We start from the raw sequence: 13,257 nt of genomic DNA, 5'->3' as shown, positions 1-13,257 counted from the left end.
CAACGTCCGATCAACCGGACACGGCCGCCTGAGGCCCCAACGAAATCGGTAGCACGCATGAAAACCATCCGCATCGTCCTCTGGGTCGCCGTCGTCGCCATGGCCGGCATTCTGGGCTGGCTGACCTATGAGATGACCCAGTCGAAAGAGCAGGCCGCCACTGGCCCCTTCGGCGTTCCCTTCACGCTCGTCGCCCAGGACGGCAAGGAAATCACCGAAAAGGCCTTCACCGGCAAGCCGACCGCGCTGTTCTTCGGCTTCACCCATTGCCCGGAAGTCTGCCCGACGACGCTGTTCGAGCTGAACGGCTGGATGGAGAAGGTCGACCCTGAAGGCAACAAGCTGCAGGCCTATTTCATCACCGTTGATCCCGAGCGCGACACGCCGGAAATCCTCGGCCAGTACGTCTCCAACGTCTCCAAGCGCATCACCGGCATTTCCGGCCCGGCCGACAAGGTGTTGGAGATGGTCAAGGGCTTCCGCGTCTACGCCAAGAAGGTGCCGGTCGACGCCGCAAAACCCGATGGCGACTACACCATGGACCATACCGCGTCCGTGTTCCTGCTCGACGCCAATGGCAAGTTCTCCGGCACGATCGCCTACGAGGAAAACCCGGAGACGGCGGTCAAGAAACTGGAAAACCTCACCAAGGGCTGAGCCCTCGCCATCAAGCGAAAACTTCGAAGCGCCGGCCCTGTCCGGCGCTTTGCCTTTGTGGAGCAATCGTGATAGCGCACAGCGCACGATTGCCGCCGCCCGGCGCGCCGCCCTTGCGGCTTGAGGCGGGCGGCGGATTTGCCAGCCGAAGGACAGGGCCTTGAGCGAGATCAGACTTTTCGTCACCACCACCGAGAAGCAGGCGGAAGCCGTGCTCGATCGCTTGAGCGCGATCTTCGGCGAAGAGGACTTTGCCATCGGCACGACGGAAGTCGACGAGAAGCGCGACGTCTGGGAAGCCTCGATCTACATGATGACGGCCGACGAGGAGAGCGTGAACGAACGCCTCACCGACGCGCTTGCCCAAGACTTCGCCCATCTTCCGATCGAGCGCGAAGTGCTGCCGGATATCGACTGGATCGCCAAATCGCTCGAGGGCCTGGCGCCGGTGCGCGCCGGCCGCTTCGTCGTGCACGGCTCGCACGACCGCGACAAGGTCAAGACCGGCGAAATCGCCATCGAGATCGATGCCGGCCAGGCCTTCGGCACCGGCCATCACGGCACGACAGCCGGCTGCCTCGAAGTGCTCGCTTCCGTCGCGCGCACCCGCACCGTGAAGAACGTGCTCGATCTCGGCACCGGCAGTGGCGTCTTGGCGATCGCCGCCTGGAAGCTCATGCACGTGCCGGTGCTTGCCACCGACATCGACCCGATCGCCACCCGCGTCGCCGAGGAAAACGCCCGGGTCAACGGCGTCGTCACCGGCATGACCTTTGCCACCGCTCCGGGCTTTCATTCGACCGCCTTCAGCACCAACGGCCCGTTCGACCTCATCATCGCCAACATCCTCGCACGTCCCTTGATGAAGATGGCGCCACAACTCGTCGCCAACCTCGCCCCCGGCGGCTCGGTGATCCTCTCGGGCATTCTCGCCGAACAGCGCTGGAAAGTGCTCGCCCACTACAACGGCCAGCACCTGCGCCATGTCCGCACCATCTGGCGCAATGGCTGGGTGACAATTCATCTGGAGAAGTGAGGGCGCGGATTATCCGCCTGCCCTATTGACGCTGCCCCTCATCCGCGCCGTGGGGGGAGCTCACCTCATCCACGCGGTGAGGAGAGCGCCCTCATCCGCCTGCCGGCACCTTCTCCCCGCACGCGGGGCGAAGGGATTTTGCGGCGCTCTCCCACTCAATCATGCCAGTCAGTGCCGACCGCCGCATCGGATGCCAACGCGCCTCGCTGAGGGCGAGCAATCGGACACGTCCCCTCGCCCCGCCTGCGGGGAGAGGGTTAGGGTGAGGGGCAGATCTCCAAGTGTAACCATCGTGGAAAAACGAAAAGGCCGCCACGTCTATCATGACGGGCGGCCTTTCGAAACAAAGGCGATGCCAGGGGCATCGCCTGCTGGCTGGCTTGTGACCAACCATGCCCGCGAGCCTGAGGAGGAGGAGTGCTCGAGCGGGCGTCTACCGTTCCGAAATTGGCCACCCTTGAGGGAGGAGGAGAACAGAATGACCAACTATTCTCGGAACCGCAGTCTTTTGAACCACCGGATGTTCGTCCGTGTTCGTTGAGGCGGCTTATAAACTATTATTCCGATAGAGATAGAGACTTCTGAGCATGGGTGCCATGCACTGAGCGCATATGTATGATGAATGAGCAATTGCTCTCCCTGGCGGCCCACAACCGCAAGCATTGTGAGAACCGTGGGCCACGGCTGCTTACAGGATATCGCCTCTTTCCCGGCAAGGGCGATTTCCGCTAACATGGCGCCATCTTTCCCGCGGTTTGCCGCTCAATCTACCGGAATTCCCCCATGTTTCAGTCTTTTGAAGTCACCTCCACGCCGCAATTCGGCAAGGAGCGCACCGAAGCCCTGCGCGCCTCCTTCGCGGCCCTTGGCATCGACGGCTTTCTCGTGCCGCGCGCCGACGAATTCCAGGGCGAGTATGTGCCTGCCTCGTCCGAGCGCCTTTCCTGGCTGACGGGCTTCACCGGTTCGGCCGGCATCGCCCTCATCACGCAGCGTGAAGCGGTCGTCTTTGTCGACGGACGTTACGTCACGCAGCTGAAGGAACAGGTCGACGGCAGCGTTTTCACCGGTGGCGATCTCATCGGCGAGCCGCCGCATCTCTGGCTGGAGAACCATGGGGCCAAAGGCTTCAAGCTCGGCATCGACCCGTGGCTGCACACCGGCGCCGAAGTGCGCCGGCTGGAAAAGGCGCTGGCCGTCATCGGCGGCTCCCTCGTCTTCCTCGATCATAACCCGCTCGACCGGATCTGGGCGAACCGTCCCGCAGCTCCGCTCGGCAAGGTCACCATTCAGCCCATCGAACATGCCGGTGCGCTTGCCAAGGACAAGATCGCGACGATCGCTGCCGGCCTCGACAAGGCAGGCGCCAGCGCCGTCATCCTGACCGACCCCTCCTCCGTCGCCTGGACCTTCAACATCCGTGGCAGCGATGTGCCGCACACGCCGCATCCGCTCGCCCGCGCCATCATCCATGCCGACGGCCGCGCCGAACTCTTCCTCGACAAGCGCAAGACCGGCATCGAGCAGGAAGCCTATCTCACCCAGATCGCAGACATCGTCGCGCCCGCGACTTTCGACGATCGCTTGGCCGCGCTGGGCGCTGCCGGCACGTCCGTAATGATCGACCCGGATCTCGCCTCCTTTGCCATCTCCGAGCTGATCCGCTCCAAGGGCGGCAAGGTGGTCGAAGCGGTCGACCCGGCCCGCCTGCCCCGCGCCCAGAAAAACAAGGCCGAAATCGACGGTTCGACCCGCGCCCACCTGCAGGACGGTGCCGCCATGGTCGAGTTCCTCGCCTGGCTGGACAGGCAGCAGCCCGGCACGGTCACCGAGATCGGCGCCACGAACCAACTTGAAGCCGCCCGCGCCACCGTCGGCGAGCGGATGCAGAACCCGCTGAAGGACATCTCCTTCGACACGATCTCCGGCGCCGGCGCCCATGCGGCGATCATGCACTACCGCGTCACCACCGCCACCGATCAGGCGATCGAAGCGGGCACCATGTTCCTGATCGATTCCGGTGCGCAATACATCAACGGCACCACCGACATCACCCGCACGGTCGCGATCGGCGCAGTTCCCGAGGAACAGAAGCGCTTCTTCACCCTGGTGCTGAAGGGCATGATCGCGATCAGCACGGCTCGTTTCCCCACGGGTTCGCGCGGCGTCGATCTCGACCCCTTGGCCCGCATCGCGCTCTGGAAGGCCGGCGCCGACTATGCCCACGGCACCGGCCACGGCGTCGGCTCCTATCTCTCGGTGCATGAAGGCCCGCAGCGCATCGCCCGTCTTGCAACACAGGAACTGCTGCCCGGCATGATCCTGTCCAACGAGCCCGGCTACTACCGCCCCGGCGCCTTCGGCATCCGCATTGAAAACCTGATCGTGGTGCAGCCGGCAACGATGGTCGACGGCGGCGACCTGCCGATGCTCGGCTTCGATACCATCACCTACTGCCCGATCGACCGCCGCCTCGTGCTGCCGGCGCTGCTGACGGATGAGGAGCTCGACTGGCTCAACGCCTACCATGCCGAGACACGCGAAAAGCTGATGCCGCTGCTGGCCAGCGACGAAACCCGCGACTGGCTGAAGACCGCAACGGCAGCGCTTTCACGCTGAGTCAGGCGCTCTGCCCGGGCTCCTGTTTGGGAGCCCGGGCAACAGGCATTGCGCGCCGCAGCCGCCTCTTGGCGACGAGGCCCACACGGCGGCAATAGACCGGAAAACCGGCCTTTGCACTTAGATTCCCAACAGCTTCTTGGCTTCGCCGAGCGTCGCCTCCGAGGCAGCGTGATCGCCCGCCTTGTGTTGCTCTTCGCCCTTCTTACGCAACTCCGTGACCTTGGCCATGTCGGCCTCGGACAGTTTCGCAGTCGGCATCGCCGCGTCGATCGCAGCCATAATGGTGGGGCACTGATTGGCAAAGGCCGCTGCCGGCGCGAGCGCCAGCAGGAGGGCAATCGAGATCCTGGCTAACATGGTTACTCCTCCACCGCCGGGAGGCTCTGCGTTGTTGCAGCGACGTCGCACGTCTGACAGCACCTGCGGTGCTACCGTACCTCTCCGGTACGCAAGGGATGATAATCCACGAGGGACGCGCCGCCAATGCCAGTCGATGCGCGCCGCCCGTGCGGCATTGAAGCGCGCCCGCTAGAAGCAAGGAACCTACAGCACCACGTGGCGGATCAGCATCACCACCACCCAGCCGATGACGAGCATGCGCAGCGTCGAGAGGTTGAAGCCGAGCGCGATGGCGAAGGCGACGAACATCGCGATCGTCACGTCGAGCCCGCCATAAACGAAGGCCGGTGCCACCAGCGTCGTCAGGACCGCCGCCGGAACGGCGTTGAGTGCGGCCTCCAGCCGCGGCGGGATCTGCTTCATCTGCGTGATCAGGATGTAGCCGCCGACGCGCGTCAGGAAGGTCGCGACTGCAGCCGCGATGATGAGATAGATGAGGTTGAGGTGTTGCGGATCCATCGTCACGCCTCCTTCTCGACGCCGGTGGGTGCGGCTGCCCGCTCGCTCGGCGGCAGGCAGGCGGCAAGCACGATGCCGGCAAGTGCGCCGATGCTCACATGCCAGGGCGAGCCGACGAAATGCATGCCGGCGACCGACGCAAGCGCGGAAACCGTGACGATCGGCAGGAACCGGTCGCGTTTGCGGAAGCCCATCACCAGCCCCATGAAATAGACCGGCAGCAGCACATCGAGGCCGATCGCCTTGGGGTCGCCGATCATCTGCCCGAAGATCGCGCCGACCAGCGTGTTGATGATCCAGGGAATGTAGATGACGAGGCCGAAGCCGAGATACCAGGAAAACGTGATCGCCAGCCCGCGCTCGCCGCGCTTCTCGGTCTCGGCATATTGCGGATCGACCAGCAGGAAAAAGGCGAGGAACTTCTGCCCGAAGGTGAAATGCCGGACATATTTGGCGATCGAGGCCGAATAGAGCACGTGGCGGAAGTTGACGGCAAAGACCGAAAGCACGACCAGCCAAGGCTGGACGTGATTGCCGAAAAGCTCGATGCCGACCATCTGGCTGGCGCCGGCATAGACCGTCGCGCTCATGAACACCGCATCGGCGATGGTAAAGCCGTTGTCGACCGCAAGCGCCCCGAACAGCGCGCCGAAGGGCGATGCCGCGAGCATGATGGGAAAGCCGCCGCGCACGCCTTCCCAGAATTCGTCTTTTGTCATGGAAACCTCCGCCGGCCGAGGCGATGCAAGCGCCGTGCGGCCGGTGCCGGACTGATAGGCGCTTGCGCCTTCGGCAACAATTCAAATGCGCTGATACATTGATTGAATTTTATGATGCCTTGCCCGAACAAGGCTTGAACAAAATGCGCACCGACCGGGAAACCGGTGCGTTTTGCCCCCGGGGAATTTAAGGTTCGTGCGGGCCTGCCGCCTTACTTCTTGGCCTGGAACGTGTGCTCGATACCCGGGAAGGTACGCGCCTTCACCTCGGCCGCGTACTCCTCGGCAGCCTTGGAGATCGCCGGGGCAAGCTCGGCGAAGTGCTTGACGAAGCGCGGCTTGAAGTCGTTGAAGAGGCCGAGCATGTCATCCGAGACGAGGATCTGGCCGTCGCAGGCGGGCGATGCGCCGATGCCGATGGTCGGCGAGCGCAGTTCCGCGGTGATATCGCGGGCGACCGGCTCGACCGTCCCCTCGATGACGATGGCAAAGGCGCCGGCATCGTCGATCGCCTTGGCGTCGCGGCGGATCTTCGCCACTTCCTTGTCGTTGCGGCCAACGGAGCGATAGCCGCCCGTCGTGTTGACGAGCTGCGGCATCAAGCCGACATGGCCGAGCACCGGTATGCCGCGGCTGACGAGGAACGCGACCGTCTCGGCCATCTCCGCCCCGCCCTCGAGCTTGACCGCACTGCAGCCGGTCTCCTTCAGGATGCGCGCGGCACTGCGGAACGCCTGTTCCTTCGATTCCTGGTAGGAGCCGAAGGGCATGTCGATGACGACACAGGCGCGCTCCGAGCCGCGCATCACCGCCTGGCCATGGGCAATCATCATGTCGAGCGTGACGCCGACCGTCGTATCGAGACCATAGAGCACCATGCCGAGCGAATCGCCGACCAGCAGGAAATCCACATGCGGATCGAGCAGCCTTGCGATCGGCGTCGTATAGGCCGTGAGGCTGACGATCGGACGATCACCCTTCAGCGCCTCGATGTTGGCAGGGCTTAGGCGGCGTTTCGCGGTCTGTACGCTCATGTCAGGCGACCTTTGCAAATTGCGCGGACTTCGGCGCGATGACCCGGTTGTCGAGCAGCTTGGTCGTGCCGAAGCGAACGAAGAGCAAGAGCAGTACCGGTCTGTCGCCGATCGTTTCGATGGTTTCGAGCGTCTCGGGATCACGCACGGCAACGACCTCGGGCCTGGCCAATGGCTCGCCCGCGAGATAATCGGTGACGGCCTTTTCGAGCGCGGCCACATCGCTGATACCGGAGGCAACCAGACGCGCAGCCTCTTCCAATGCCTTGGGCACGATCGCTGCGGCGCGACGCTCCTCTGGGGTCAGATAGACATTGCGCGACGAACAGGCGAGCCCGTCGGCCTCGCGCACTGTCGGCACGCCGATGACGGTCACCGGCTGGGCGAGATCGTCCACCATGCGGCGGATGATCTGCAACTGCTGGAAATCCTTCTCGCCGAAATAGGCGCGGTCCGGCTGGACGATGTTGAAGAGCTTGGTGACGACGGTGGCAACGCCGGCGAAATGGCCGGGGCGGACCGATCCTTCAAGCTCGCTGCCAAGCGTCGGCACGTCGACGACTGTTTCCATCGGCCGCGGATACATGTCGGAAACGCCGGGCGCGAAGAGATAGTCGACGTTGCCCGCTTCAAGCATCGCCTGATCGCGGGCAAGATCGCGCGGATACTTGGAGAGATCTTCGTTGGCGCCGAACTGCAGCGGGTTGACGAAGATGCTGGCGACGACGATGTCGTTTTCCTCACGCGCCCGGCGCATCAGCTCCATATGGCCGACATGCAGGTAGCCCATGGTCGGCACGAAGCCGACGGTCTTGCCCGCCCGCCTGTGTTCGGCAAGGGCCGCGCGCAGCTCGGCGATGGTGGTGAAAGTCTTCATCTCCGGACCCTCCAATCCGCGACGGCGCCCCACCCTTAAGGATGGTGACGCCCTGCCCTGCGGCATGGCGACAAACCTGCTCCGCCAGCGGGCATTTGCACAAAATTCGGCTGCAAAGCTCTATCTTGTGCAGCGCAAAAAAACAATCGGATTGATGACAGCTTGATGACGCCGACAGCACGCCTGACTTCCACAGGCGGCCTCTCACGGTGCTCAACCCGCACGGGTGCAACCCACGCTGGAGAGCAAAAGAAAACCTGCCACACCCGGCAGGGCCGGCGCCAATAGTTAGCCATCGGCCGCACGGCCCGCCCGATGGCTTGGTGACTATCGAGGCTGGCTCAGCGGCCAACCCGCTGTTGCAGATGCTGCGGATAGCGGGCGCCTTGCACCTCGACGGCGGAGATCGCCGCCTGGATTTCACCAAGGTCCCCGGGCGTGAGCGCGACGCCTGCCGCCCCCAGGTTTTCTTCGAGCCTATGCCGCTTCGTCGTACCGGGGATGGGCACGATCCAGGGCTTTTGCGCGAGCAGCCAGGCGAGCGCGATCTGCGCCTTGGTCACACCCTTGCGCTCGGCGATGGCGCCGAGCAGATCGACCAATGCCTGATTGGCCTGGCGCGCGTCGGCTGCGAACCGCGGCACGATCATGCGGAAATCGCTGTTGTCGAAGGTCGTGTTCTCGTTGATCGCGCCGGTCAGAAAACCCTTGCCGAGCGGACTGAAGGGCACGAACCCGATGCCGAGTTCTTCGAGAAGCGGCAGGATTTCCGCCTCCGGCTCCCGCCACCAGAGCGAATATTCGCTCTGCAGCGCCGTCACCGGCTGCACCGCATGCGCCCGGCGGATCGAGTCGACGCCCGCCTCCGACAGGCCGAAATGCCCGACCTTGCCCTCGGCAATCAGCTCTTTCACCGTGCCGGCGACGTCCTCGATCGGCACGTTCGGATCGACGCGGTGCTGGTAGAAGAGATCGATGCGGTCGGTCCGCAGCCGCTTCAGCGCGGTTTCGGCAACATGGCGGATGCGTTCAGGACGGCTGTCCATGCCCTGGCTGACATCGCCACTCACAAAGCCAAACTTGGTGGCGACAACCACCTGATCACGGATCGGCCCAAGCGCCTCGCCGACCAGATCCTCGTTGCCGGTATAGGCCTCGGCGCTGTCGAAGAAAGTGACGCCAAGCTCATGGGCTGCGCGGATCAACCGGATCGCATCGGCACGGTCCGTCGCCGGACCATAGCCGTAGCTGAGGCCCATGCAGCCGAAACCGATCGCCGAGACTTCGAGGCTGCTTTTTCCTAGCTTACGTTTCTGCATTGTCATGCTCCCTTATGACGCCGCCGGATTGAGGGAAACCGAGCGGCAATTTTGACAGGCGAGCGGGCGGCTTTTTGCCACGAGCTCGACCCGCGTCACAGCGCGCGGCCGGACAACCAGCGCGACGACCACGAGCGCCAGCGCCAGCAGCACCGTGCAGCCGATGAGAACGTTGTCGACCCGATGGGCGAGCAGGTGGCTGCCGGCAAGCCCATCCGCACCGAAGGCTGCGACGGCGACGAGCACACTGAGGCCGAGCGAATTGCCGAGCTGGTGGGCGACATTAACGACGCCGCCGGCCGCCCCCGCGTCACCGGGCGCCACACCGGCAATGCCGGCGACCGTCAGCGGGCTCAAGGTGAAGCCCTGGCCGAGCCCGATCAGCATCAAGGGTGGCGCCATGCCGAAGAGATAGGACGTTTCGGCCGAGACCTGGCTGATAGAGATCATGCCGATCAGCGCGGCGACCAGCCCAAAGGCAAGCAGCCGCCGATTGCCGAACCGTGGGGTCAGCCGAGGAACGGAGATCGCCGCGACGAAATTGGTGAGTGTCGCCGGAATGAAGGCGAGACCGGAGGCCAGCGGATCGAGGTGAAGGACCCCTTGAAGATATTGGGTGAAGAAGAAAAAGAACCCGATCATCGCCGCCAGGAAAAGCACGCGCGCCAGATAGGCCCCGACGCGCTCGCGGCTCGAAAAGAGCCTGAGCGGCATGATCGGCTGCCCGGCGCGCCGTTCAATGGCGACGAAGGCGGCAAGCAGCAGAAGGCCGAAGGCAAGCGCCGATAGTGTCAGCGGGTCGTGCGCCCCCTTCTCCGCCGAGCGGACGATGCCGTAGACGAGCGCGGTCATCCCGAGCGTCGAACTCACCGCGCCGGCGAGGTCGAATTCACCGGTGCGCCGTTCCGTCTCCCCGACGTAAGCGCGCGCCGCCAGCATCAGGGCGATCCCGATCGGCAGGTTGATGAAAAAGCCGACCCGCCAGCTGAGCCAGCCGGCGAGCAGGCCGCCAAGCACCATGCCGAAGGTGGCGCCGATGCCGGCGACCGAACTGTAATAGGCGACCGCCCGGGTGCGCTCCGGTCCTTCGGTGAAATGCGTCTGGATCAACGCCAGCGTGGCGGGCGCGAGGATGGCCGAGCCGAAGCCTTGCACGGCGCGGGCGGCCAGCAGCCACGCCGGCGACGGCGCGAGCCCGATGACCGCGGAGGCGGCCGTGAAAACGGCAAGCCCGGCAATGAACATGCGGCGACGTCCGAGTATGTCACCCGCCCGCGCGCCCAGCAGCAGGAAGCCGCCAAAGGCGAGCGTATAGGCGCTGTGCACCCAGGAAAGCCCGGCATCGCTGAACTGCAGCTCGTCGCGGATTTTCGGCAGGCCGGTGATCACGATCGAGATGTCGAGCACGATCATCAGGTAGCTGACGATGATGATCGCCAGCACGGCCGCCTTGCGCGTTGAATGGTTCTTCACCGACGTGACGTCCATTGTCGTGTCTACTCCGCCTTGGCGCCGTACTCGGCGTCCGTCACCTTTTCCATCCAGTCAACCGCCTTGCCGTCGAGCGATTCCTGGATGGCGATATGGGTCATGGCGGTCGTCGGCGCGGCTCCGTGCCAGTGTTTTTCACCCGACTCGAACCAGACAACGTCGCCCGGCCGGATCTCTTCGATCGGCTCGCCCTCGCGCTGCACGCGGCCGCAGCCTGAAACGACGATCAGCACCTGGCCGAGCGGATGCGTATGCCAGGCCGTGCGGGCACCGGGCTCGAAGGTGACGGTGTTGCCGGCGGCGCGCGCCGGCTCCCGCACGGCAAACAACGGGTCGATGCGCACCGTTCCCGTAAACCAGTCCTCAGGCCCCCTGGCCGAAGGCTGCGACCCGCTTCTCCTGATCTCCATGGCTTCCTCTCCTTGGGTGGCCGCGACGAGCCGTCGTCTGCCCTGTTGCTGTGCACAATCTAGCCATGGCTGCTGCCTGCGATTAGATGGTATAAACGGCATGGACCTATGAGAAGGATTCATGAATGCTGCGTGAGAACATCAACGACCTGCTCGCCTTCGCGGCCGTAGCGCGCGAGCGCAGCTTCACAAGGGCCGCCGCCCAGCTCGGCGTTTCGCAATCGGCGCTCAGCCACACCATGCGGGCGCTCGAGACACGGCTTGGCGTGCGCCTGTTGACCCGCACCACCCGCAGCGTCTCCCCAACCGAGGCGGGCGAGCGGTTGCTCGGCACCATCGTCCCGCACTTCGAGCAGTTGGAAACCGAGCTGACGGCGCTGAGCGAGGTTAGGGACAAGCCCGCAGGTACGATCCGCATCACCACCGCCGAGCATGCGGCAGAAACCGTGCTCTGGCCGAAGCTCGAAAAGCTCCTGCCCGACTATCCCGATATCAAGGTCGAGATCATCATCGACTACGGCCTCACCGATATCGTCGCCGAACGTTATGACGCCGGCGTCCGTCTCGGCGAGCAGGTCGCCAAGGACATGATCGCCGTGCGCATCGGGCCCGACATGCGCATGGCGGTCGTCGGAACACCCGGTTACTTCGAGAAACACCCGCGTCCGGTTGCCCCCCAGGACCTGACCCAGCACCGCTGCATCAACCTCAGACTTCCGACCTATGGCGGCATCTATGCCTGGGAATTCGAGAAGGACGGCCGTGAACTGAAGGTTCGCGTCGATGGACAGCTTGTCTTCAGCCGGCTGTCACACCGGCTCACCGCCTGCCTTTCCGGCTTCGGCCTCGCCTTCGCGCCGGAAGAATCAGTGCTCTCTTACATTGCCGAGGGCCGGCTTATCCGCGTGCTCGAAGACTGGTGCGACCCATTCCCCGGCTACCACCTCTATTACCCGAGCCGCCGCCAGTCCTCGCCGGCCTTCGCGCTGCTCGTGGAGGCGCTGCGCTATCGGGGGTGAGATAGAAAGAAGTCGCCAGCTATCCCCGCCTCCTCGGCACATCACGTCGCCACGACCTCGACGCATCTACCTAGAACAAAGTTGGTTGAGCGAGCATATTTTCCGAACCGTCTTCGCGCCTAGACAGAATGGTCTGTGGCGAGCGGCTATGATTGCTCCCAAGCTGCAAACGCGCCCTCATGGGTATAGTTGAGCCCTGGGAGGTCGTGGTTTCCTCCGACGACGAGACTGTCCGGGAAACCTCTCTCAAGCAACTGCGGATACGGCTGGAGTTCATACTTCCGGAAGTGGTACATTAGCAGAACGAGGAGCCCGCAGAAGGCTGTAGCTACATTTCCCTGATTGGCGACGCGATAGTTCGAATTTCGCTCATGCTTAACTTCGTTGTAGGCCTTCCACCATGTCGGCGAATTCGACTCCTCTTCCCAAGCCTGCCACGGCTTGAATGACATCGAGTATCTCGAAATGTTGATGTCGACGGAATAGATGCCGGGAAATGCCGCTGTCAAAGCCTGCTGATAGCCGAGGATATTATTGGCATTGTCACCGCCCGGAACGGTCCTGCACAGTTGTTTCGCAACTACGTCTACTTCACTTCCAACAAGCAGTAGGAGCTTCGCATACTCGTTGGAGAATGCGTCAGCGTTGTCGGGATGCAGCTCAACGTAATCCAGCGTTCTGATCAAATCCCGCTCAAGGGCCAAAAAATAGTGCCACGCTGCCAAGTTCATTTTCTCTCCCGTCGGCCTCCGATTGATCCTTGGAATTCAACCTTAGATTTTGCAGCGTATCAACGTGGAATTCACTGGCGATGCACCGACCACGATGCGCACGGCCCACTGACTCAGTGCCGGGACTGCATCGCCCGATAGGCCACTAGGTGGTCGCCGACAGAAAGCAAGCAGAAAAGCCGAGGCGCCGCTCAATCCTGTGGTCCTGCGTGCCGGCTCGACCGAGCAGCATCGAGCACCCAATCCCGAAACGCCGCGATCGTTGGCTGGCCGGCATTCGTTTCCGGATAGACAAGGGCAAAGGCCTCGATATGCGTTTCGCTTGCCAGTTGCACCAGGCGGTCCGCCTCGATATCCAGCGCCACCATGGCCGCCGGCAGCAAGCCGGCGCCCAGACCGGCAAGCGCCGCCTGCTGAAGAAGTCCCGTATCATCGAAGGAGGGACCGGTCGGCAGTGTGATCACCGGCAAGATCGGCCGCTGCA

At 63.7% G+C, this 13,257-nt stretch carries 14 protein-coding genes; 4 read left to right on the top strand and 10 right to left on the bottom strand.

Annotated features, from left to right (window positions below):
* Positions 1-57 precede the first annotated feature (57 nt).
* The 3 genes from BBX50_RS10495 (at position 58) to BBX50_RS10485 (ending at position 4,312) form a co-directional block, all read left to right on the top strand.
* On the top strand, positions 58-657 hold the full coding sequence (locus BBX50_RS10495; protein WP_065775240.1) for an SCO family protein: 600 nt from the start codon (positions 58-60) through the stop codon (positions 655-657).
* A 160-nt stretch (positions 658-817) separates the two neighbouring features.
* Complete coding sequence (locus BBX50_RS10490) at positions 818-1,693, top strand: 50S ribosomal protein L11 methyltransferase (RefSeq protein ID WP_065775239.1); 876 nt, start codon at positions 818-820, stop codon at positions 1,691-1,693.
* A gap of 783 nt (positions 1,694-2,476) precedes the next feature.
* Positions 2,477-4,312 (top strand): aminopeptidase P family protein, encoded by a 1,836-nt coding sequence (locus tag BBX50_RS10485; protein ID WP_065775238.1) that lies wholly within the window; start codon positions 2,477-2,479, stop codon positions 4,310-4,312.
* 120 nt (positions 4,313-4,432) lie between these two features.
* Here BBX50_RS10485 and BBX50_RS10480 read toward each other — a convergent pair whose 3' ends face one another.
* From BBX50_RS10480 to BBX50_RS10445, 8 genes are all read right to left on the bottom strand, one after another.
* Entirely contained in the window at positions 4,433-4,672 is a 240-nt protein-coding gene (locus tag BBX50_RS10480; protein ID WP_065775237.1) for a hypothetical protein, read from the bottom strand.
* A gap of 186 nt (positions 4,673-4,858) precedes the next feature.
* Positions 4,859-5,173, bottom strand: a complete 315-nt coding sequence (locus tag BBX50_RS10475; protein ID WP_065775236.1) for an AzlD family protein — start codon at positions 5,171-5,173, stop codon at positions 4,859-4,861.
* A 2-nt stretch (positions 5,174-5,175) separates the two neighbouring features.
* Entirely contained in the window at positions 5,176-5,892 is a 717-nt protein-coding gene (locus BBX50_RS10470; protein ID WP_065775235.1) for an AzlC family ABC transporter permease, read from the bottom strand.
* Positions 5,893-6,104: 212 nt separating this feature from the next.
* The gene (panB, locus tag BBX50_RS10465) at positions 6,105-6,926 is read right to left on the bottom strand and encodes a 3-methyl-2-oxobutanoate hydroxymethyltransferase (RefSeq protein ID WP_065775234.1); all 822 of its coding nucleotides are present in this window, start codon (positions 6,924-6,926) and stop codon (positions 6,105-6,107) included.
* A 1-nt stretch (position 6,927) separates the two neighbouring features.
* A complete protein-coding gene (gene panC, locus BBX50_RS10460) occupies positions 6,928-7,803 on the bottom strand; it encodes a pantoate--beta-alanine ligase (protein WP_065775233.1) in 876 nt (291 codons plus the stop codon).
* 341 nt (positions 7,804-8,144) lie between these two features.
* Positions 8,145-9,122, bottom strand: a complete 978-nt coding sequence (locus BBX50_RS10455; protein ID WP_065775232.1) for an aldo/keto reductase — start codon at positions 9,120-9,122, stop codon at positions 8,145-8,147.
* A gap of 12 nt (positions 9,123-9,134) precedes the next feature.
* Complete coding sequence (locus BBX50_RS10450; protein ID WP_201723465.1) at positions 9,135-10,595, bottom strand: MFS transporter; 1,461 nt, start codon at positions 10,593-10,595, stop codon at positions 9,135-9,137.
* Positions 10,596-10,618: 23 nt separating this feature from the next.
* On the bottom strand, positions 10,619-11,023 hold the full coding sequence (locus BBX50_RS10445) for a cupin domain-containing protein (RefSeq protein ID WP_065775230.1): 405 nt from the start codon (positions 11,021-11,023) through the stop codon (positions 10,619-10,621).
* A 125-nt stretch (positions 11,024-11,148) separates the two neighbouring features.
* Between BBX50_RS10445 and BBX50_RS10440 the strand changes: the two genes are divergently transcribed.
* The gene (locus BBX50_RS10440; protein WP_065775229.1) at positions 11,149-12,042 is read left to right on the top strand and encodes a LysR family transcriptional regulator; all 894 of its coding nucleotides are present in this window, start codon (positions 11,149-11,151) and stop codon (positions 12,040-12,042) included.
* Between the two features lie 146 nt (positions 12,043-12,188).
* Here BBX50_RS10440 and BBX50_RS10435 read toward each other — a convergent pair whose 3' ends face one another.
* Both BBX50_RS10435 and BBX50_RS10430 read right to left on the bottom strand, forming a co-directional pair.
* Positions 12,189-12,773: a hypothetical protein gene (locus tag BBX50_RS10435; protein WP_065775228.1), complete on the bottom strand. Its 585-nt coding sequence runs from the start codon at positions 12,771-12,773 to the stop codon at positions 12,189-12,191.
* A gap of 191 nt (positions 12,774-12,964) precedes the next feature.
* Positions 12,965-13,237 carry a LysR substrate-binding domain-containing protein gene (locus tag BBX50_RS10430; RefSeq protein ID WP_065792017.1) on the bottom strand — a complete coding sequence of 91 codons (273 nt, stop codon included), beginning with the start codon at positions 13,235-13,237 and terminating at the stop codon, positions 12,965-12,967.
* Between the last annotated feature and the right edge of the window lie 20 nt (positions 13,238-13,257).

The sequence above is a fragment of the Ensifer sp. LC11 genome (assembly GCF_001695835.1).
Taxonomy (GTDB): Bacteria; Pseudomonadota; Alphaproteobacteria; order Rhizobiales; family Rhizobiaceae; genus Ensifer.
Note: the sequence above shows the minus strand (reverse complement) of the source record. Positions and strands in the feature narration are given on the sequence as shown.